Origin of the sequence: Sorangium sp. So ce1014 (assembly GCF_051521505.1) — a bacterium.
Classification (GTDB): Bacteria; Myxococcota_A; Polyangia; order Polyangiales; family Polyangiaceae; genus Sorangium.
On sequence record NZ_CP150356.1, the window covers coordinates 5,010,468 to 5,031,697 of the forward strand.

At 75.9% G+C, this 21,230-nt stretch carries 15 protein-coding genes; 6 read left to right on the forward strand and 9 right to left on the reverse strand.

Going from position 1 to position 21,230, the window contains the following annotated elements; all coding sequences use genetic code 11:
- Positions 1 to 52 precede the first annotated feature (52 nt).
- Positions 53 to 1,819, reverse strand: coding sequence for a hypothetical protein (locus WME75_RS19010; RefSeq protein ID WP_437492803.1), 1,767 nt, complete (start codon positions 1,817 to 1,819; stop codon positions 53 to 55).
- A 927-nt stretch (positions 1,820 to 2,746) separates the two neighbouring features.
- Between WME75_RS19010 and WME75_RS19015 the strand changes: the two genes are divergently transcribed.
- Positions 2,747 to 3,169 (forward strand): hypothetical protein, encoded by a 423-nt coding sequence (locus WME75_RS19015; protein WP_437492804.1) that lies wholly within the window; start codon positions 2,747 to 2,749, stop codon positions 3,167 to 3,169.
- A gap of 527 nt (positions 3,170 to 3,696) precedes the next feature.
- Here the strand turns inward: WME75_RS19015 and WME75_RS19020 are convergent.
- A complete protein-coding gene (locus WME75_RS19020; protein ID WP_437492806.1) occupies positions 3,697 to 6,567 on the reverse strand; it encodes a serine/threonine-protein kinase in 2,871 nt (956 codons plus the stop codon).
- 260 nt (positions 6,568 to 6,827) lie between these two features.
- Entirely contained in the window at positions 6,828 to 8,306 is a 1,479-nt protein-coding gene (locus WME75_RS19025) for a hypothetical protein (protein WP_437492808.1), read from the reverse strand.
- Between the two features lie 407 nt (positions 8,307 to 8,713).
- Here WME75_RS19025 and WME75_RS19030 point away from each other — a divergent pair, with 407 nt between their 5' ends.
- On the forward strand, positions 8,714 to 9,448 hold the full coding sequence (locus WME75_RS19030) for a hypothetical protein (protein WP_437492810.1): 735 nt from the start codon (positions 8,714 to 8,716) through the stop codon (positions 9,446 to 9,448).
- 21 nt (positions 9,449 to 9,469) lie between these two features.
- Here WME75_RS19030 and WME75_RS19035 read toward each other — a convergent pair whose 3' ends face one another.
- From WME75_RS19035 to WME75_RS19045, 3 genes are all read right to left on the reverse strand, one after another.
- Positions 9,470 to 10,525 carry an outer membrane protein assembly factor BamB family protein gene (locus tag WME75_RS19035; RefSeq protein WP_437492812.1) on the reverse strand — a complete coding sequence of 352 codons (1,056 nt, stop codon included), beginning with the start codon at positions 10,523 to 10,525 and terminating at the stop codon, positions 9,470 to 9,472.
- Between the two features lie 195 nt (positions 10,526 to 10,720).
- A complete protein-coding gene (locus tag WME75_RS19040; RefSeq protein ID WP_437492814.1) occupies positions 10,721 to 11,311 on the reverse strand; it encodes a Uma2 family endonuclease in 591 nt (196 codons plus the stop codon).
- A gap of 171 nt (positions 11,312 to 11,482) precedes the next feature.
- Positions 11,483 to 12,109, reverse strand: coding sequence for a CDP-alcohol phosphatidyltransferase family protein (locus WME75_RS19045; RefSeq protein WP_437492816.1), 627 nt, complete (start codon positions 12,107 to 12,109; stop codon positions 11,483 to 11,485).
- A 231-nt stretch (positions 12,110 to 12,340) separates the two neighbouring features.
- Here WME75_RS19045 and WME75_RS19050 point away from each other — a divergent pair, with 231 nt between their 5' ends.
- Positions 12,341 to 14,761 carry a PQQ-binding-like beta-propeller repeat protein gene (locus tag WME75_RS19050; protein ID WP_437492817.1) on the forward strand — a complete coding sequence of 807 codons (2,421 nt, stop codon included), beginning with the start codon at positions 12,341 to 12,343 and terminating at the stop codon, positions 14,759 to 14,761.
- Positions 14,762 to 14,806: 45 nt separating this feature from the next.
- Here the strand turns inward: WME75_RS19050 and WME75_RS19055 are convergent, their stop codons facing one another.
- Complete coding sequence (locus WME75_RS19055; protein ID WP_437492819.1) at positions 14,807 to 15,379, reverse strand: septal ring lytic transglycosylase RlpA family protein; 573 nt, start codon at positions 15,377 to 15,379, stop codon at positions 14,807 to 14,809.
- Positions 15,379 to 15,924, reverse strand: a complete 546-nt coding sequence (locus WME75_RS19060) for a hypothetical protein (protein ID WP_437492821.1) — start codon at positions 15,922 to 15,924, stop codon at positions 15,379 to 15,381. Before WME75_RS19060 ends, WME75_RS19055 begins: the two co-directional genes overlap by 1 nt.
- A 362-nt stretch (positions 15,925 to 16,286) precedes the next feature.
- Here WME75_RS19060 and WME75_RS19065 point away from each other — a divergent pair, with 362 nt between their 5' ends.
- The 3 genes from WME75_RS19065 to WME75_RS19075 all read left to right on the forward strand — a co-directional run bounded on the left by WME75_RS19065 (position 16,287) and on the right by WME75_RS19075 (position 20,354).
- Entirely contained in the window at positions 16,287 to 16,928 is a 642-nt protein-coding gene (locus WME75_RS19065; RefSeq protein ID WP_437492823.1) for an RNA polymerase sigma factor, read from the forward strand.
- A 61-nt stretch (positions 16,929 to 16,989) separates the two neighbouring features.
- Positions 16,990 to 17,874, forward strand: coding sequence for a hypothetical protein (locus tag WME75_RS19070; RefSeq protein WP_437492824.1), 885 nt, complete (start codon positions 16,990 to 16,992; stop codon positions 17,872 to 17,874).
- Positions 17,862 to 20,354, forward strand: a complete 2,493-nt coding sequence (locus tag WME75_RS19075) for a hypothetical protein (RefSeq protein ID WP_437492826.1) — start codon at positions 17,862 to 17,864, stop codon at positions 20,352 to 20,354. The genes WME75_RS19070 and WME75_RS19075 overlap by 13 nt, the downstream gene beginning before the upstream one ends.
- Here WME75_RS19075 and WME75_RS19080 read toward each other — a convergent pair whose 3' ends face one another.
- Positions 20,355 to 21,140, reverse strand: a complete 786-nt coding sequence (locus tag WME75_RS19080; protein ID WP_437492828.1) for a sigma factor-like helix-turn-helix DNA-binding protein — start codon at positions 21,138 to 21,140, stop codon at positions 20,355 to 20,357.
- Positions 21,141 to 21,230 lie beyond the last annotated feature (90 nt).

Consider the following 21,230-nt stretch of genomic DNA (forward strand, 5'->3'; position numbering starts at 1 on the left):
CCGACCAGCCCCCGGCGATGGATCGCCACGCCCGCCCCGCCCTCGCCGCCCCTCACCGGTAGGGCCCGCCCCGCCGTTCCCCCCGCATCTCGCGCGCGAGCGCCAGCATGGGCCGCAGCACCTCCTGCGCCGCCGCCGGATCCGCGAGCGGCGCCGCCATCACCACGGAGATCTTTCCCGGCGCCACCGCGACCCCCTCCTCCGCGTCCGCGACGCGCCCGAGGCGCGCCGCCTGCTCCAGGATCGCCGCCGCGATCCGCTGCTCCGCCGCCTTCATTGTCCCGCCCGCGCCCGCGATCGGCGGATCCAGCCGCAACACGAGCCGTGTGCCCGTCGGCGCAGCCCCCTTGAACAGCGTCTCCAGCTCGAACCGCCCCCCCTCGAAGGTCCACGCCAGCCGCATCGACCCGACCCCGAGCGCCCCGGCATTCTCCTCCGCGAAGCGGCGCCACGCGGGCAACCACGCCGCCATGGCCGCCGGCGGCGGCAGCGCCGCGCCGGCCTTCGCGATCGCCCGCGCGAGCGCGTCGACCTGTGCCAGGAAGGCCTCCAGCTCCGGCCCGTCCGACGCCCCCGCGGCGCTCCACACCCGCGCCTCCGCGTCGTCCACGTCGGCCAGGTGGAACGCGCTCAGCGCTCCCCGCAGCGCGGGCGTGAGCGCCGCCAGCACCTGCGCCTCCTCCCGCCCCCGCGCCCGGAAGCGCCGGTCGAATCCCCCCTCCTCGACGCCACCCTCCCCGGTCGCCATCCCGCCGAGATCCAGCGCGCCCCGTGGCCGCACGCCAAGACGCAGCCCCCAGGGCTCCGCGAACCGCACCGTCGCGCTCAGGCCGGCGCTCGACTCCTTCTCGGCGGGCGCCACCTCCACGGCGCACCCCGCACGCACACCGCGGAGTCGCAGCCCCCGTCCCCCCGGGGAGAGCCCGACCCGCTGCCCCACGCTCGCCCAGACCGCGCGCCAACGATCCGCGCCGACCGGGGGCCGCTTGCCCTCGCGCCCGGTCCGCGGCTCGAACCGGTCGATCACCACCGGCACGGAGTGCAGCACCCGGCCCCCTACGTGCTCGAGCGTCACCTCCAGCCGGTACTCCAGGGAAACTTCCGCGGCGCTGTAAGAAAACGCGAGCTCACGCGGCAGAGCGATGCGGAATGGCACCTCGGTCCCGGCTACCCCCGCGAGATCTTTGAAAAATGAGAGCTGACGGCCCTCGCTGGAAAGGGTGTGCTGGCTCAGCTGGGCCAGCTCGACGGCGATCAGGGAGACATCGAGCGTGAAAGGGCGGCGCCCGCCGAGATCGCCGAAGGCGATGGCGCCGGCCAGGGGCTCGCCCGGGGCGAAGGTCCGGCGCGGCAGCGACACCTCGACGAAGGCGCCGTGCTCCCGGGAGCTCGCGCTGGTGAACGGCTCGTCTTTCGGCGCCGGAACGGTCGGACGCCCGACGAGGATCACCTCGCTCTCCTCGGCGTTGAGCCACCACGGAATGGAGACAAGCGCGCTGACCCGGCACCGGCAGCTCGCGAGAGAACCGGCGTGCGACGGCGGGAGATCCACCGGCAGCGCGAACGAGACCCGGTAGCGGTGAACCCCCTCGCCGAGCCGCCCCTTCCCGGCAACGTCCTCGCTGAGGAGCAGCAGGTCGCGGGAGACGGGGAACGTCTGGCTCCCCTGGCTCCCTATCTTCTGCGTGTGCTCCAGGGTCACGCGCACGAAGTCGATCGGCGTCTCCGTTGCGCTGTCGAGCGAGAGCCCGACATCGATCGTCTCGCCCGGGAACACGACCCTGGGCACCTGCATTCGGATGAGAGGGCGGCTCCTCATGACCAACCTCCGAGCGTAACCGACCGCCATCCGGCGGAGGAGCCCTGCCGCTCAGCCGCTCGGCGGACGACAACGCCCCCGCCCTACCCACCCTGCAACGCCCCTCCGCCCCGCGCCATGTACGTCGCGAACAGCGCCGGCGCGAGCCGTTTCATCGCGCGCCGCGCCTCGATCACCGCCTCCCCGGACCGTCGCGCGCCCTGTCCAGCGCGCCGTGATTGCGCGGGGATCGCCGGCCGACGAGCGCTGTGCGTCGACGATCTCGACGCGGGCTGGATGCCCGGTCCGACCCGCCGGAGGGCACCGATTGTTGACCCCGACCTGGACAGGCGAGTAGAGGGCGCCCGATGGGCTCGACCCGGACGGCCTGGCACGTGCTGCTTGTCGCGCTGCTCAGCCAGCGCGGCTCGCGTGGGTTCGAGGTGCGCAGCGAGGTGCCGCTCTCGACGGAGCCGCTCCGCGCAGACTACCTGCTGCTGCGCAGGGGCGCGGGGTCGAGCGAGTCGGCCGGCACGCTCAAGAGACTCTGGGACCTGCTCCCCAGGGACACGATCGTGGAGTTCAAGAGCAGCGGTCGGCCCTACCGCCGGCGCAACTTCGACCGGCTGTACAGCTACCTGCATCTGTACTTCGCCGACGAGCCGGAACGGATGGAGCAGCGGAGCGATCTGTGCGGCGTGCTGCTCGTCCCGTCGCGCACCCGGTCTCTCGATGCGGATGTCGCGGACCTCGGCCTCGGATGGAGCGACCTCGGAGGCGGCTACTGGCAGCTCAGCGGCGGAGCCTTCGCGCTGTTCGTCGTCGACGATCGACGCGGCGGCCGAGGCGGAGGACGACGATCTGCTACGCTTGTTCGGGCACGGCGAGGCCCGGACCGTCGAGGCCCGCCGGTGGCTTTCGCAGCAGCTTGGAGCCGAGGAGATCGCCATGGAAATGCACGATTTGGAAGGCTTCGACGAGGTGGTCCGGAAGCTCGTGGCCGCCCTCCCGCCCGAGCGGGTGCTGTCGGCGTACGCTCCCGAGCAGCGCATGGCGGGCCTGCCCCCCGAGCAGCGCATGGCGGGCCTGCCCCCCGAGCAGCGCATGGCGGGCCTGCCCCCCGAGCAGCGCATGGCGGGCCTGCCCCCCGAGCAGCGCATGGCGGGCCTGCCCCCCGAGCAGCGCATGGCGGGCCTGCCCCCCGAGCAGCGCATGGCGGGCCTGCCCCCCGAGCAGCGCATGGCGGGCCTGCCCCCCGAGCAGGTGTTGCTTGCGTTGCCGGATGAAGTGCTCCAGGCCCTGTCCGATTCCTACCTCGATACGCTCTCGGAGGAGACGCGCGCCGCCATCCGCGCGCGCATCGGACGGTAGGGCCGCAGCTCCGCCGCCCAAGCAGAGGCAGGAGGAGATCGTCTGTTGGACTGGCGTCGTGGCGAGAGAAGCCTGGACTGACGTCGTGCTGGGCGTCCGGCGCGCGGTCGAGGTGCTCCGAGGGCGCGCCGACTAGCTCCCCAGGCCCTTCGCCGGGCGTACGCACACCCCGGGCCATGTGGCGACCTACCCGCCTGCCTCGCCGACCAGCCGCCGGCCATGTGGCGACCTACCCGCCTGCCTCGCCGACCAGCCGCCGGCCATGTGGCGACCTACCCGCCTGCCTCGCCGACCAGCCGCCGGCCATGTGGCGACCTACCCGCCTGCCTCGCCGGCCAGCCGCCGGCCATGTGGCGACCTACCCGCTTGCCTCGCCGACCAGCCGCCGGCCATGTGGCGACCTACCCGCTTGCCTCGCCGACCAGCCGCCGGCCATGTGGCGACCTACCCGCCTGCCTCGCCGACCAGCCGCCGGCCATGCCACAGAAGTCGATTGGCCAACCGACAGGAGATGCGCGCGACCTCGCCTACTCGGCCGCCCCGCTCAGCCACGCCCGCGCGAGCTCGATCGTGCGGGCATCGTCCGCCACACGCTCGAGGCAGGCGTCGTCCGCGGCGCGCTCGAGCAAGCGCGCCTCGCTCTCGACGCGACGGAGCTCGTCCACGACGGCGGGCGCCGGATCGCAGGCGATGCCGCGCGCCGCCCGCGCGAGCGCCGCGCCGGGGTCGTTGCCCCGCAGCGCCTGCCGCGCCGCCGCGAGGTGCGCCGTGGCCGCGCGCGCAAGCTCGCCGCCGCGCTCGAAGTGCTCGGCCAGCGCCATGGGGTCGGCCTCGCCGCGCTCCGCGAGGAAGCCGCCCGCGAGCGCGTGGCCGAGCCGCCGGTCGCCCTCGGTCAGCATGCCGTAGGCGGCCTCCCGGAGGAGCGCGTGGCGGAAGCGGTACGCGGCGTCGCCGTCCGCGCTCCGCACGCCAAGCCGCACGATCGCCTCGCGCCCCACGAGCTCGTCGAGCTCGCGCGCGACCTCCGCGCGGCCCACGAGCGCGGCGACCCCCGCCTCGGAGAACGCCTCGCCGAAGACGCTCGCGGCGCGGAGCACCCGCCGCGCCTCCGGATCGAGCGCGTCGAGCCCGGCCTGCACCATCGCGAGCACCGTCTCCGGCGGCGACGAGGTCCTGCCGCGGGCAGCGGCGCGGATCTGCTCCTCCAGATAGAACGCATTGCCGTCGGCGCGCTCCACGAGCGTCCTCACGAGGTCCGCGCTCGCCCGGGCGCCGAGCGCCTCCCGCACGAGCTGCTCGCCGCCCGCCGGCGGCAGCGGCGGGAGGCAGATCTCGCGCAGCAGATGCGGCTCCCAGAGCCCCGGAAAGCGCTCGCGCACGCCGGGCCGGGCCAGCGCGAGCACCGCGAACGGCCTGCCCCTCAGGCGGCGCAGCGCCGCCTCGACAAGCGCCACGGTCGGCAGATCGCCCCAGTGCAGGTCGTCGAGCACGAGGAGCACCGGCTGCGCGGCGCACTCGGCATCGAGGAAGCCCTCCCAGGCGAGGCGGAGCGCTTCGCTCACAAGGGGCGGGCGCCGCCGCGCCGCCCCGAGCTGCGCGTCGCCGTCGTCCGGGGACGACGCGCCCGCGAGCTCGACGAGGAAGGGCGCGATGCGCGCGCCGGCGGCGGCGCCGCAGCGACGCTCGACGCGCGCGCGGATCTCGCGGCGCCTCGACGCGATCGGCGCGGCGTCGAGCAGGCCGAGCCCGCGGCGGAGCGCGCGCTGGAGCAGACCGAAGGCGGAGCCCGCGCTCATCGGGTCGGCCTGGCCGATCCACACCTCCAGGGGCTCGCAGCGCGCCCTGAGCGCGCGGACGAGCTCGTAGCCGAGCCGCGACTTGCCCGCCCCGACCGCGCCGGTCACGAGCACCGCGCCCGGGGCCCTCCCGCGGAGGCAGGCGTCGAGCTCGGCCACGATCAGCCCGAGCTCGCGCTCGCGCCCGACGTACGGGGTCGGCCGGCCGAGGAGCGCGGGCGGCGCCTCGGGCTCCTCGCGGGGGCCGTGCAGCCAGCACCCCGACGCGTCCCGGGTCGCATCGAACCGCGCGCCGAGCAGGCCCGCGGTCATGTCGTCGATGCGGATGGCCGCCGGGCGGAGCGGCTCGCGGCAGCCCTGGACGAGCTGCACAAGACGATCGATCACCGCGCCGACCGGCAGCCGCGCCGCGACCTCGGCCCGGCCGGTGACCAGGGAGAGCCGCGCGCCGCCGAGCAGCTCGCGGAGCGCGAGCGCGCAGCGGGCCGCCTGCGCCGCGAGATCGGTGGGCGCGGCCGACCCCGAGAGCGTGACGAGCTGCCACCGCGCCTCCAGGAGCTCGACCCGGCCGCGATGGCGCTCGACGATCCCGCGGATCGCCCGCGACCGGACCTCGTCCGCTGTATCGGAGAGGGTCGCCTCGGCGTCGGCCTCGTCCTCGCGGGCGAGGATGAGGCACATGACCCTCCGCTCGCTGGTCGTGATCTCGCGCGCGCGGCGCGGCGGCGGGTGGGACGACGAGGGCTGCGGCGGGGGCGTCGAACCCGCGTCGAGCCGCTGTTCGAGCGCCTCCGAGGCGAGCGCCGCCGCGACCGCGCCGCCGTCGCGCGGCCGGGCCTCGCGGGCCTTCGACAGCATCCGCGCGACGAGCCGATCGAGCCCGGCCGGGAGGTCGCCGCGGAGCTCCCTGAGCCGCGGCGGCTCCTCGAGGAGGACCTTCATGAGCACCGAGAGCGGGTCGCCGCCGGCGAACGCGGCGCGCCCGGTCAGGCACTCGAAGAGCACGCTGCCGAGCGCGAAGACGTCGGCGCGGGCGTCGATCCGAGGCTCGCCGCGGGCCTGCTCCGGGGCCATGTACTGCGGCGTGCCGCGGATCTCGCCGAGCGTCGGGAACTCGTCGTCGTCCCCGGAGAAGCGCGCGGCGCCGAAGTCGATCAGCCTGGCGCGCTGGAGGTCGCCGCCCTCGAGGAGGAGGTTGCCCGGCTTCACGTCGCAGTGCACGAACCCGAGCCGGTGGACGGCGGCGAGCGTCTCGGCCACGCGCGCGGCGAGCGTCAGGCTCTCGGCGATCGTGAGCGGCGCGCGATCGAGCCGCGCCGAGAGGGTCTCGCCCTCGAGCCACTCCGTCGCGAGGTAGAGCCGGCCTCCCGCGGTCACGCCATGCGCGACGTAGCGAACGACGCCGGGGATCGCGAGCGTCGCGAGGGCGAGCGCCTCGCGCGCGAGGGCGCTCAGCGACGGGGTCGCGGCCGTCTGGAGGAGCTTGAGCGCCACCGGCGCGCCGGACCTCCGGTCGCGCGCGCGGTACACCCGCGCCGTCGCGCCCGAGGCAGCGTGCTCCTCGATCTCGAACCGGTCGTCGACGACCTCTCCTGACTGCATCGACCTGACGCGCTCCTTCCGGGCGCTCTGCCGCTTCTACACAGCCTGCCAGCTGCGCGCGTCCGGCGTCCACTGTCGCCTGCGGCGACGCCGCGCGACGTGGCGCGGCGCGCATGCCGGCTCACCGTCGCGGCTCGCTGGCGCGGCTCGCTGGCGCGGCTCACATGGCGCCCGCGTCGGTGTCGCGAGCACGCCGGCGCACCTCGGCCGCGCCCACGTCAGCGCCGCATGCACGCTGGCGCACCGCCAAGGCGACCGCGTCAGCGCGGCGCGACGCCCGCGCCCTCCTCCCCGGCGCGCCGCCGCAGCACCACGTACCGGAGGTGCGGCACGCCGCTCACCGCCGCCGGCGCGAACGCCTCGCCGGCGCCGGGCAGGCGCGCGAGGTGCTGCTCCACCCCGCGCGCGAACCGCGACGCGGTCCAGGGCGACGCGAGCGCCTGCCCCTCGGCGAGCAGCAGCACGAGCGCGTCCACCCCGCGCGCGTCCAGCAGCGCGCCGGGGATCCGCTTCGTTGTGTGCCCGCCGGGCAGCGCCGCGATGGCCGGATCCGTGACCCCCGCGAGATCCACGAGCGTCGCGCCGGTCGCGGCCCCGAGCCAGCCGATGTCGAGCGCCGCGACGACCTCGGCCCCGGCGAGCGCGCCGCGGAGCTCCTCGACGACGCGCAGGCGGTCGCCGCCGACGCGCGCGGCGGTGGGGCCGACCCGGATCATCACGAAGAGCTGCCCCGCGAGCGCGAGCGCGATCCGGAGCGCGGTGGCGCGCGCGTCCGCCGCCGAGGCGACGTGGGCCGCCGCGAGCGCCACCGCGGGCAGCGCCGGCACGACGAGGCGCGACAGCGGCATCCAGTCGCCGCCGACCGCCGCGACCGCGAGGAAGTGCACGGCGATCGCCGCGATCAGCCCGCGTGGCCACGCCGGCAGCGCCCGCCACGCGACCGGCGCGATCAGCGCCACCGGGCCGGTCAGGAGGAAGCACGCGAGCGCGTACCGGGCCCCGAGCGCGACGTCCGGCGCCTTCGCGAGGGCGGCGAGCGGCGCCGCCCGCCCGAAGATCGCGAGCCGCGTGACGGCCACCACGGCGAAGGGCCCGCCCGCGAGCGCGAGCGCGGCGAGCGCGCGGGCCCACGCGGGCCGCTCCGGTCGAGGCGGCACGCCGCCTGCGCCTTCGGCGCGCGGGGCCGCCTGGGCCGCGAGCGCCACGACGAGCGCGAACGGCAGGAGCTCCGGCCGGAGCGCCGCCGCCGCCCCGGCGCAGGCCGCGCCGGCGAGCGCGCTGCCGAGCGCGGGCAGCGCGACGGAGAGGGCCCCGAGCGCCGCGACGACGCCCGTCTCCATTCCCGCCGCGGACCACGCCGCGAGCGGCGCCGACGCCGGCACGAGCGCGAGCGCCGCGAACCGCACGGGCCGGTCGGACGCCCGATCGATCGCGAGCGCCAGCGCTCCGGCGGCGAGCGTCCACGCGACGACGCCGAGCGCCTTCGCGGCCGCGAGCGCGGCGAGCGGGCCTGCGGCCGCGAACGGCGCCAGCACGAACGCCCACCCGAGCGGCGTCACGCCGTCGGTCACCGGCCCCGCCGCGTTGAAGCGGTAGCCCAGCCCCCGCGCGAGGTGGTGCGCGTAGCGCGCCGTGATCAGCGCGTCGTCGACCGTGAACCCCGAGAGCGCGAGCGCCGGGAGCAGCGCCGAGAGGGCGCCGGCGAGCGCGACGAGCAGCGAGCGCCTCCGCCCCGTCACGCGATCCGTGCGTCCGCGCGGCACTGGAATGTGCAGGAGGACCGGACGCGCGCCCTGGACCGACTCCCAGGCTCCGCCGCGCGCGCTCCATCGAGGACGCATCGGCGGAGGAGCAGGCGCTCGGGTTGCACGGCCATCACCACGCCCGGCGATCGTGTGGCAGGCGCACGAGGGACGCAATTGCGCTCGTGCATCCGCGACCGCATGGACGCGCGGGCAAGCGGGCATGCGTCACCGCGGGCACGCGTCGCCGCGGGCACGCGCCACGAGGAACCACGGACGTACGGGCCCGGGCGCGCGGACGTCGCGAACGCCCGGGTCCGCCGTGCCGCTCGCGCCGTGGACGGCGACGACGACACGGCGCCTCGTGGCAGCCATGCGCCCTCGTGGACGGTATAGTTGCGCGCATGGCACTTCCCGCCGCGCTCCTGGCCGCCGTCGAGCGGCACTCCTGTTTCACCGGCTGCTATCGCAGCGAATCGGAGGTCCAGGTCTGCATCGATCCCACGCAGGCGCTCGTGCCGACGGTGCCTGTCTGTTGCAGCGATTGCCTGAACTTCCACCCGGCGGCGCTCGTGAGCCTCCTGCCGCTCGGCATGACGTCGTACGCGCTGGCGAACGCGCTGACGGCCCACGTCCGATCGCTGCGCGGGTACAGATGGGCGACCGGCGGCTACCACACCGCGGGCACCGGCTTCTGGCTCAACGCCGCCTACTACGGCAACGGCCTCTTCCTCGTCGACGCCGCGCGCAACCGCAACGCGCGCACCGACGTCGATATGCTGATCGAGGCCTTCCAGCACGGCATCGTCCAGCCCGAGGACCCGCGCATGCTCGATCCGGCGCTCTACACGGCCGAGCTCGCCTACATCAACATGTCGCGGCCCATCCTGCCGGTCTGCAGCAAGCAGGATCTCCTGGCGTCGCCGCAGCGCAGCGCCACGCCGAGGCAGGGGTTCTCGCGCGTGTCGATCCTGGAGTTCCAGCCGCTCTCCGTCGCCGGCGTCTCCGCGGGCGCGCAGCCGGCGAAGCCGGCGCCTCCGCCCCGCGAGCTCAAGCTCGGCGACACGTGCCCGACGTGCGGCGCCGCCGTCATGGAGCGGCCGCTGTTCTCTGGCACCTTCGTCGGCTGTCTCTGCTGAGCGCGCGGAGGCCGGGCCGGCTCACGGGGGCGGCGGCGCGGTCGCGCGCCACACGGTGGCTCCTTTCGCCGGGTCGATCGCGCGCAGCGCGGCGCCGCTCACCGCGGCGCCGCTCACGACGTACACGTAGGGGCCCGCGGCCTTCGCCGCAACGAGCCGGTCGCCGAGGTAGCCCGCCGCGCGCTCGTACCGGCTGGCCCCGGACGCGGCATCGAGGGCGAGGATCCGCAGATCGGTGCCCCCCACGACGTCGACGCCGAGGACGATGGCGGCGCCGCCGCTCGCGACAAGGAAGAGATCCGGGCGCCCGCCGGAGCGCGGCGCGCGCGCCGGGAGCTCTCTCTTCCAGAGCGACGCGCCGCCGCGCCGCCCCTCGGCGATGAGGCGCGGCGGCCCCTCGGCCGGCGTCGTGAGCACGACCTCCACGTCGCCGACGTGGACCACCTGGGGGTTCTTCTTGCGCTCCCAAAATTGCCCCGTGATCGCCGACGGCTGCGGCGCCGTCGGGCAGTCGGCCACCGCGCCCCCTTCGAGCTGGATGCCGGTCGCCGAGCCGTCCTTCATCACGACGGTCGCGCAGCCCTCGCCTCCGGCGACCTCGTCGGGGACCCCGGGCAGGCTCGCCGCCCAGCGCGCCTTGCCCGTGCGGGCGTCGAGCGCATGCAGCGTGGTGTTCTCCCCGCCCGCGAGCACCGTGCCGCCCGCGAGCACCGTGCTCTGGTCCGGGCAGGCGAGCGCGTCCGGCTTCTCGAGCTCCTGCGAGGCCCAGAGCCACTGCCCGCTGCGTCCATCGACGGCGACCACCCGCCCGCGCGTCTTGCCGTCCTGCCACAGGACCGGGTCGGGCGCGTCGTCGCCGTTCGCGTCCACGAAGCAGAGCGCGTCGAGCTGTGTCGAGAGGTGGCGCGCTTGCGGCGCGGGATCCCGCGGCGGCTCGACGCGCGCGAAGAACATCACCGCGAAGCCGACCCCCACCGCGACCATCGCCACGGCGAGGAGCACCTTCACCGCCCGGGGCGGCCCCGACGCCGGCGCGGCAACCGGGGCGCCCGGCTGAGCGGCCGCCGCGCCTGCCACCACGAGGTTCTCGGCGCCGCAGCGCGGACACGTGATCCCACGACCGCTTGCCTCCAGGGAGGCACCACAGCTCCTGCAGGGCCGCATCGCGCCAGTCTATCGCCGCGGGGGGCCCGCGATCGAGAGCGACGGCGCTCGATGCGCCGGTGAGCGCGCGGCCAGGCCGCGTTCAGCCGGAGCCGTGACCCGCTGCGGCTACTTTGCCCACAGCAGGGAGAGATCGAGCTCGATGGCGTCGAACGGCTCGACGCGCACGCGCGCGGCGTCGCGGTGGACCACCGCGGGCCCCCAGCCCCGGCCCGGGATGAGGGAGAAGGCCTCCAGCGTCCGCTGGATGGGGTCGACAAGCCACGCGTGGAGCACGCCCTCGCGCGCGTAGACGGGCATCTTCTCGTCGCGGTCGACGCCCTCCGTGGATGCGCTCAGGACCTCGCAGATCCAGTCCGGGGCGAGCGAGAAATAGGCGGTCTCGGGCAGCTCCGGCATGCGCTCTCGGCGCCAGCCGGCGAGGTCGGGGACGAGCGCGTCGATCTCGCCGGGCGCGTCTGGGTCGGAGAAGTGTAGCTCGGGCTCGTCCAGGATTTGCCAGCCGCCGGGCCCACCGTCGCCCAGGTCGAACGGCCCACCCAGCTTGATGCCGAGCCGGGAGGACGCGCGCGCGTAGCGCGGCGCCGGGCGGGGCATGACGTGGAGCACGCCGGCGATGAGCTCCGCCACCTTGTTCGGCGGCACGGCTTCGAGGTCGGCGTACGTGGCGCGACGCGGCTTCTCGGCGGGCTGGCCCATGGGCGAAGCCTGCCCGGGGGCGCGCGGCCAGGCAAGGCGGTGAGGAGCAGGGCCGGGTCGGCGTCCGCTGGAGCGCTCACCGGCGCAGGGCGACGACGGTGAGCGCCAAGGCCAGCCCGAGGGCGTGCGGGGCCGGCGGTGGGCTCGCCAGCATCGTGGTGAGCCTCGCCGCTATGGCTTCGGGATGCGCAGCGTGCCGCTGACCATCGCGCTGCCGCTCACGACGTAGACAAGGCTGAGCGGGTGGAACGCCCAGGGACCGAGCGCGATGGACCCGAGCCAGAGCTGCTCGTGCACGCGCCCGAGCGCGAAGAGCACCCCGAAGAGCAGCACGATGAGCAGGCTCGTGGGAATGGGCGTGCCCTCGTAGTAGCGCACCTTCCCGCGATCGTCCGACAGCTCGGCCGCGGTCACGTTGTACCGCGCGAGGCGGCTGATCCCGCAGGCGACGAAGTAGACGAGCGCGGCGGCGTCCCACGGACCGCGCAGGCCGAGCGCGTAGCCGAGCACCGCGGGCGCGACGCCGAACGAGACCACGTCGGCCAGCGAATCGAGATCGGCCCCGAGCGGCGAGTGCCGGCGACGCCACCGCGCGATCGTGCCGTCGAGGACGTCGCACGCGAGCGCGAGCGGCAGGAGCCCGAAGACCACCCAGATATAGATGCGCTCGCGCTCGGCCACGTAGTGCAGGCAGAGCAGGATGCTGAGGGTGCCGCTCGCCGCGTTCGCCAGCGTGAAGAAATCGGCCAGCGCGAACGACCGGAGCATCGAGAAGTGGGGCGGTCTTTCGGGAGGCATGGCGGTCGGGGGGCGGATTGTTGCACGTCCGGTTGGATTTCCAACCAGTCTGCGCGCCGCCCGTCGCGACCTCGGGCCGTCCTCGCGCCGCGGGGCTCGTCGAGCGGCAGCAGCGGCGGGGGCGCCAGGCGCCGGCGCTGTCTAGTCAGGTGCCACGTGCTTGTCCACTCCGCGGCTATCCGCGCACAAAACTTAGGACCCGGCCCCACGATGCCTAGCATCCCTCGACGGATGCCCGGACTGTCCCTTGTCGCCGACACCACCCGATGCTCACCGGAGCTCGAGCGCACGTCGCTGCACGATGTGCTCGGCTTCGTCTTGGAGGGGGCGCGCAACGCGCCTCCTCCACTCGATGAAGCGGCGCTGCCGCTACGCGCCGAGGCCGAGGCGCTGCCGCTGCTCTGCGATCTCGCCGAGGCCGCGGCGGAGCTCGCCTCCGGACGCCGCGCACGCGCCGTCGTGCGGCTGTGCCTCGAGCCCGACCCCTGGGAGCTCGGGCTGGAGCGCGTGGGCCGCGACCTCCTCGTCACCGTCTTCCAGGGCGGCGACGTGCCCGAGGTCGCCCTGCACGAGCGGCGCTTCGAGGGCGAAGCGCTCTGCGCGCGCGTCCTCGCGGCCGTCGATCGGTTCGCCTCGCGGAGGGGCTCGGGCGCGCGCCGCGACGCCTCCTTCCCCCGCAACGACGCGGACCACGGCGGGCTCGGCGAGCACCGGCTCCAGACCGCGCGGAGGTGCCTCGCCGCCGCCCTGCCGTTCTCGCCCGACGAGGCGGGCGGCGAGCCCGCCATCGTGGGCGTCGAGCCGACCGGCGAGATCCCGATCGCCATCGCGGCCGAGGCGCTCCTGCGCACGTCCCCTGGCGCGGCGCTCGCGCAGCCGGCCGTGCTCCGGGCCGACCTCTTCTCGCTCCTCTTCCGCGGCAAGATCCGCGTGCTCGTGGGCGAGGAGGCGCGCGAGCTGCCCGACGTCTTCATCTTCCCGTTCGCCGAGCAGCTCGCGTCGCTGTCGCTCGAGTCGCTCGACGCGTGGGCGCGCCGGCAGCCCTACCACCGGCGGCTGACCGTCGGCGGCGCGATCCTCGGCGTGCGGCTGCACAGCGAGGGGGCGCTCTCGCTCACGCTCGGCGTGCCCCGCGTGGGCCGCGTCCCGCCCGCCGATCCGCGCGCGCTCGGCCGCGGCTCGCCGTTCGCGGGCGCCGAGGAGCGGGCGCAGACCTGGACGTTCCCCGCCGTCGACGTGGCCGCGCTCGCCCAGGGCGTCGTCGCGTTTGGGAGGGCGCTCGCGCGCAGCCTCGTGCGCCGCGATCGCGGGCAGACGTCGAACCTGCGCCTGTTCGAGTTCCGGGCGCGCGTGCGCGAGCTCGCCGAGCGGCTCCGCGAGCTGACGCGCAACGACGCGAAGATCAACGTGGCCCCGGAGACGTACCGCGCCTTCGCGGCGGCCGCGCGCCCGCAGGCCGCGACCGAGGACACGTTCGGGCGGACGCGGCTGCGCTTCACGTCCCGGTGGGTCGCGGCGATCCCCTCGCTGGATCTCCGCGCCACCTTTCTCTGCGGCGACGTGCTCGTCGTGGGCTCGACGCGCGAGCTCACCTGCATCGATCGGCGCACCGGCGAGTGCCTGTGGCGCAAGCAGGCGCCGCGCGCGGTCTCGGTGATGACGCCGGTCGGCCTCGGGCGGCTCCTGCCCGACGGCACGCTGCAGCTGCACGAGCTGTCGACCGGCGAGGTGGCCTGGTCGGCGCGGCTCTCGCCGCGCGTCGGCGCGAACGCCTCGGGCGCGGTGGTGAGCGCGCCGGGGCTGCCCCGGATGCTCATCGTGAGCGAGGGGACGCGCCACCTCGCGGCGGTGGACCTCTACTCCGGCGAGGTGCGCTGGCGCTATGCGGCGCGGCGCGGCGAGAACTTCCGGCTGCGCCGCGCGGGCAAGCTCGTCGTGGTCGGCAGCGGCGAGCCTGCGCTCGCGGCGCTCGACGTGCTGAGCGGCGAGGTCGTCTGGCGCTTCTGCGATCGACTGCCGTTCGCGTCGCCGGTGGCGGTCGATCACGACGCGCTCTTCGCGCTGGCCGGCGACGGGGCGTTCGTCGGCCGCGGCGGGGCGCGGCTGCACCACCTCGACCCGTGGTCGGGCGAGGCGCGGTGGACGGTCGACCTGCCGAAGCACGTGGCGCCGGTCGGCGCGCCGCTGCTCGGGCCCGAGACGGTGTGCGTGGTGACCCACGGGCGGCGCGGCACCGGGCTCGTGGGGATCGATCGCCGCACCGGGGCGACGCGCTTCGATCTCACCGCGTGCGCGGCGACGGCCTCGTGCCTCATGGTCGACGACGTGGTCGTGGTGAACAGCGAGACGGGCGAGCTCGTCGGGGTCGGCGCGCACGACGGCGCGGTCCGTTACCGGCACGTCCTCGCGGGCGGCGTCGAGGGGGACCGGCCGCGGCGCCTCGAGCCGGTGCTCCGCTCGGGGGCGCTCTTCGTGCCGCAGAGCGAGGTGCACGTCGTGCGGCCACGCGACGGCGCGCTGCTCGGCAAGGTGCCGACCGACCTCATCCCGGATCTCCTGCGGGTCGACGAGCGGTGCGACGTCTACGTCGCCGAGGAGAGCGGCCACCTCGCCGCCTTCGCCGCGGCCCCGCGGCTCAGCCTCGTCCAGTAGCAGCCCGCGGGTCGAAGCCCCTGGACGGCCGGCGCCGCGGCGCGATCAGCGCGATCGCCGCGCCGGCTTCCAGATGAGCTCGAGCGACACGTCGGTGACCCCGTCCTTGATGAGCCCGATCCGCTCGGCGGCCCTGCGCGACAGGTCGATGATCCTGCCGCGCTTGAACGGGCCGCGGTCGTTGATCCGCACGCGCACGCGGCGGCCGTCCCGGCGGATCACATCGACGAGCGTGCCGAAGGGGAGCGTGCGGTGGGCGGCGGTGAGCGCGCGGGGGTTGTAGGGCTCGCCGCACGCGGTGGCGCGGCCCTTGAATTTGTCGGCGTAATAGGTGGCGCGCCCGCGCTGGATCGGGACCCCCTTCGCCGCGCCCCGGGCGCTCGCGGGCGCGATCGGCGTGGAGATGCGGCCGTCCTCCTCGTCCAGGTCGTCGTCTCCGGCCCGGCCCGGCCCGGGCCCGGCCACGGGGCCAGGCGGGCGGGAGACGTCGGTGGACAGGGGCGGCGCGTCGCCGCTCGTCCGGGCCGGGATCGGCTGGTGCGCGGAGCAGGCCGGGGTGCAGAGGAGAAAGAGGAAGCCGAGCGCCCTCGCCGCGGCGCGACGTCCCGCCAACGTCATCACGTCGCCTCGGGCGCGGCGCGGTCGGCCGACGAGGGGTCGAGGGCGGCCGCGGGCGGGATCACCGCAGCGACGAGGGCCAGCTCGGCGGGCGCGTTCCCCGCCCCGTCCGCGGACAGCGCCGCCTGGGCCCTGGCGTTGGACCGCACGAACCTGGCCAGCTCGCGGAACGGCACCCCGGTCGGGCAGGCCTGCTCCTTCTCGGCGAGCACCTCCTCCGGCACGTGCGCCAGCGCGAGCGCCGCGGCGTCGAAGTCCGGCATGCTCCGCGAGGACGCGAGCACCACGGTCATGAGCCCGGGGTAGGCCCCCCTGGAGGCGGCGATGCGCTCGGCCTCGCCGAGATCGCAGCGCCCGCACGCGATGCAACGGGAGAAGCCGGGCAGCGCCGCGCGCTCGGCGGGCGAGAGCGGCGGCAGGCCGTCGGCGTCGTAGTTCTCGCGGAAGAGCGCAAGCCCGCTCGGCCCGTCGAAGAGACGGCGCACCACGACCTTGAGGAGCGACCACGCGAGGACCGCAAGGGCTAGAGCACGGCCGGAAAGCACGATCGGTCCATAACCCGAAACAGGGCCGCGCGCAGACCCCGATGCGCGCCGGCGTCGCCGGAGCGGCGCCGGCCCGGGGCGCGCGGCTGGATCTTTCCATCCTGGTAGCGGGGGTCACCTCCTCGCGGCGGGGGCGCCGCGCGGCGCACCTCGTCCCGCCGCGCGGCGCACGATCGCGGAACGTCGCTCGCACCCGCGGAGATGCGATTGAAAGCCGCGCCGGCGCGCTGTCCCCGGCGTGCAGTGAACCCTCGTTAACAGCTCGCGAGGTACGGTCACAGGGCCACGGTCGCACGCCGCCGACGAGCCTCCCTGCTATCCACCGCTGACGGCGCTGGCACGTCGGGTGCACTGGGCCCGGCATGCCCAACGACTTGCCTCTTGGCGGTAAGGGATGCTCGGAAGACCTCGGCGACATCGCCGAAGGGGTGCTGGTGAAGGAGATGATCACGGGGAACGAGCGCGCCTGGCGCGTCTTCCACGCCCGGTACGACCGGCTGGTCCACCGCTGCATCCGCGGCGTGATCGCCCGCTTCTCCGCGGTGGTGGCGCAGGACGACATCCGCGACATCCACGCGACGCTGCTCATGCAGCTGCTCTCGAACGACATGCGCAAGCTGCGGACCTTCGACGCGGACCGCGGCACGCGGCTGAGCTCCTGGATCGGCACGCTCGCCGTCCACTGCGCCTACGACCACCTTCGCGGAGCCCGGCGCGCGCCGCGCTGCGCCCCGCTCGACGACGCGGCGGTCGAGCTCCCCTGCGAGCGCCCCTCCCCGCAGGAGCACGCCGAGCGCCGCGAGCGCGCCGCGATCGTGGGGCAGGTGCTCCACGATTTCTCCGACAAGGACCGCGAGTTCGTCGCGCTCTACTTCGGCGAGGGCCTGCCCCCGGAGCAGATCGCGGAGCGGATGCACATCAGCGTGAAGACGGTGTACTCGAAGCGGCACAAGATCCAGAGCCGCCTCGAGGCGATGCTGTCCGGCGCGAGCCTCGCGGCCTGAGCCACCCCCTCCCCCGAAGGGGGCTCGGCGGCCGTCGGCCCTGTGGTATGAGCCGGAGAGGATGGCCCCCCCGCTCCGCATCACCACCGCGCTCGCGGCCGCCGCCGTGGCCGCCGTCCCGCTGCTCGCCGGGTGCGGCGGCGGCAACGGAGACGCCCCCTCGATCCCCCTCGCCGACGAGCGCGGCGGCGGCGCCCGCATCGTGGATCTCGTCGGCAAGGCCGCGTGGTTCAACGCCGATCCCAGGACGCAGGACAGCGAGGACTGCGAGGGCGTGCCGGCCGATCGCCGCGTCAGCGTCACGGCCGCGACGCTCCTCGCGATCGACCGCTTCGACGAGACCGGCGAGGGGGCGCACGGCAACTACTACGTGCAAGACAGCGCCGACGAGCCGGTCGCCTACTCGGGCATGACGGTCTTCCAGCCCGCGTTCAGCCCCCCGGACCTGCGGCTCTTCCCCGGCGACGTCGTCGACCTGCTCGGCGTGCTCACCGAGTTCCGCGGCCCCTCCTCCGGCCGGTTCCCCGGCTGCCGCACCCTGCCCGAGATCGGCGGGACCATGAGCTTCCGGTTCGAGGACGGCCCCGCGAAGCCGATCCGCGTGCCGCTCGACGAGCTGACGAGCTACGCGACCGCGCGCAGCTACCTCGGCATGCTCGTGCGGATCGAGGGGGTCCAGACCGTCGGCGACCCCTCGAGGAGCGGCGGCCGGTACACGGCGCGGCTCAACGTGGGCGCCGGCGTGCCCGCCGCCGACGTCCCGAGCGTCTCGAACGAGCTCTACGATCTCGAAGCCGACGGGCCGCCCCTCGGAGGCGGCGCGTCCTTCGGCTCGGTCACCGGCGTGCTCACCTACTTCTACGGCTTCAAGATCGCCCCGCGATGCCCGGCCGACTTCCAGCTGGAAGGCGCCCCCCTGCCGGCCGACGACGCATGCGCTCCCTGAGGCCCGCGCTCCCGCTGCCGCTCGTCCTGCTTGCCGCCTGCAGCGGCGCGGCGCCCGGCGGCCCGACGGCGCCGGGGCGCGCGCTCGTCTCGACGCCCGAGGGCAGCGTCGGCCGCATCGAGGTGCGCAACCTCGACGCCCGGCCGCGGCTCACGCTCGTCTCCCGCGACGGCGACCCCGCGCCCGCGCTCGTCGTCTCGGTCGCGACCGATCTCGGCTCGGTCGCCACGACGGCGCTCGCCAGCGTGGTCGAGGCGCGGCTCGTCGCCGCCGGCTTCGACGTGGACGCGCGCATCGACCGCAGCGCCTTCCGCGTGCGCTTGCTCGTCCGGGACGCGGCGCGCGTCGCGCCGTTCCTGCGCGCGCTCGCGGCGGCGTTCGCTCAGCCCCTCGTGGCCGGCAGCCCGGAGGTCGCCCGGGCCATGGAGCGGCTCCAGGCGCTCCGATCGAGCCCGCTCGACGCGCCGGAGCTCTCGCCGGTCGCGGCGTGCACCGGCCGGCTGGGCCTCGCGGGCGCCGAGCCCGTGGTCGACCTGGCGACGCCCGCGGGCGTGCGGGAGCTCGAGGGGTGGCGGACCGCGGCGCTGCACGCCGGGCGCACCTCGATCGCCGCGGTCGGCCCCGCCGCGTTCTGCGCGGAGGCGGCCCGCGCGGCGGAGGGCGTCGACCGCTGGCCCGCGGGCGGCCCGCCCGCGGACGCGTGGCCGGCGGCGGACACGATCGGCGTGTACACGACGAACCAGCTGGAGCGGCGGGCCGCCCGCGTCACCGTGGCCGTGCGCGTCGCGAGCCCGCAGGCCGCGGTCGCCACGGCCGAGCGGCTCGGCGCGCCGGGGTCGCCGCTCCGGGCGCGGCTCTCGGCGCTCCCCTCCCCGTTCCGCACCGTCGAGGTGCTCGGTGTCGCCCGCCCGCGCGGCGGCTGCGTCAGCGTGACCCTCGAGGCCTCCGATCTGCCGGCGGCGCCGCCCGTCGAGACCTCGGCGGCGCTCGCGGTCGCGGTGGCGCGGCAGGAGATCCGCCGCGGCCTCGCGGCGCCGCCGAGCCCCGCCACCGCCTCGCGGCAGATCCTCACCGCGCAGGACCCGCGCGACGCCGGCGCGCGCGCCGCCTGGTGGGCGCTCTCGGGCACCGCCCCGAACGCGCCGGCCGAGCGGTGGGCGACGGCGCTCGGCCTCCCCCCGAGCGCCGAGCCGCCGAGGCCCGCCGCGCCGGGCGAGGCCGGCGAGCGGCGCTTCGAGACGGAGCTCGGGCGCGCGCTGGCGGCGGGGGCCCAGCCCGCCCTGGAGCGGCGCACGCTGGTCGAGCGCGGGCAGGGCGAGGTCTGGGTCCTGCTCGCGAGCCCGTGCGGCGTCGCGGAGGAAGGGGTGTACGACGCGGGCGCGACGGCGCTCGCCGCGCTCGCCGCCGTGCAGACCCGGCGGCGCGAGCTCGACGTGACGATCGAGCCCTGGGTCACGGCGGACGCGGTCGGGGTCATCGCGCACGCGCCGTTCCGCGACGACCGCGAGACCGCGGCCGAGCTCGGGCGCCGCGTCGCGAGCGCCGCCGCGCGCACGGTCGCGGCGACGACGCCCGGCCCCGAGGCGCTCACGCTGGCGCGCGCCGCGGCGCTCGAGCACCTGGAGCGCCTCTCCGGCGGGCGGGCCGCGGCGCTCGAGGCCTTCGCCTCCGCGATCGCGCCCGACCACCCGTCCTGGATCGAGCCGTTCGGCGTCTGGGACCGGGTGGCGAGCGGCGCGCTCGAGACCGTGCAGCTCCGCTGGCAGGCGCTCGCGACCGGCCCGCTCCGGCTCGCCGTCCTCGCGAACGCCGACGCGTCGCAGGCGGCCGCCGCGGAGGAGGCCGCCGAGCGCTGGCTCTCGCCGCGGCTCGCGTCGCGCAGGTGCGCCTCACCGGACGGCGCGGTGGTGCCCCGGCTCGGTCACCACGACGCCCGCCTCCCGGCCGGGACGCCGCTGTCGCAGGCCGTCGTCGGCGCGCGGCTCCCGGCCGCGCGCGAGGCCACGACCACGGCCCGCGAGCTCGCGGAGCTCACGGTCGCCGCCCTCAACGGCGAAGGCGGCCTGCTCGCGGCCGCCCTCGGCGCGGCGGCCCTTCCCGCGGCGGACGCCGCGGCCCCGAGGCGGCAGCTCACGGCCCGCGCGAGCGCGCGCGTCCTCGGCGGCACGCGCGCGGCGGCGCTCGCGGTCGAGATCCGGGCGCCGAGCGCGGAGCTCGACGAGGCCTCGGCCCGCGTGAAGGAGCTCCTCGCCGGCCTCGCGCAGCGGGTGACCGACGCCGACCTCGGCCGCGCCGAGACCCACGTCACCCGGCGAGAGCGCGACGCGCTCGCGGAGCCCCGGCGCCGGCTCATCCACCTGTTCAACGGCCGCGCCCCCCGCACGCCGCCGGCGAAGGCCACGCTGGCCGCGTGGCGCGCCTTCCTGGCGGGCGCGCTCGGCGCGGACGCGATCGTGACCGTGGAGGCCCGGCCCGACTGATCACTCCCCGCTGTCGAAGTCGCCGGCGTCCTCGATCTCCGCCGTCCGCTCGGGGGGCGCCGCCTCGACGACCTCGTCCTCCGCGTCGGCCGCGACCTCGTCTTCGTCCTCATCCTCGTCGAGCGCGACCTCGTCCTCGTCCTCGTCCTCGTCCTCTTCGGGCTGGGTCAGCACCGGGAGCCGGCGCTTGCCGACCGGGCCCTCGTCGACGAACTCGCGCAGCGCCGACATGTCCTTCAGCGCCTCGAGCTTCGCGAGCGCCTTGACCTCGACCTGGCGGATCCGCTCGCGCGTCAGGTTCATGATCGCCCCCACGTCCTCGAGCGTGGTGCCGCCGCGATCCGCGACGTCGAGCGCGCACGTCTCGTTCATGTCCCAGACCTCGAGATCGGGGAAGTTGAGCTTGATGGCGCCCGTCCTGGCCGACACGTCGAGATAGAGGTGGTGCTGGCACGAGACGTACGGGCACGGCCTCGGGCCGTCGACGCACTCGGCGCGGGTCCGCGGCTTGTAGTAATCGGTCTCCGGGTACAGCATCCGGCCGATCTCTAGCTCGCGCTTGGTCATGCGCTTGACGCTGATCGTCCGCGCCCGGATCTCGCGCTTCCTCCGGGACCTGCGCTGCTCGCGCGTGATGGGGTTTCCCGGCGCCGCGGGGTCGACCTGGAGCGCGAGAGCGCCCTCCACGACTGGCTCACTGGAGCCCGCCGGTTCGCAGTCACCCCCCGCCGCATCCGCTCCGTCCAGGCCGAAGATCTCGAGCTCGCTGTCAGACACCGTCGCCATGCGCTGCCTCCGTTTGGTAGCGTCTCCGCTCTCAAGCGCGCGCGTCTCCCCACGCGCCCGAGTCCCAGCTCGAGCGCAAAGAGATCCCGC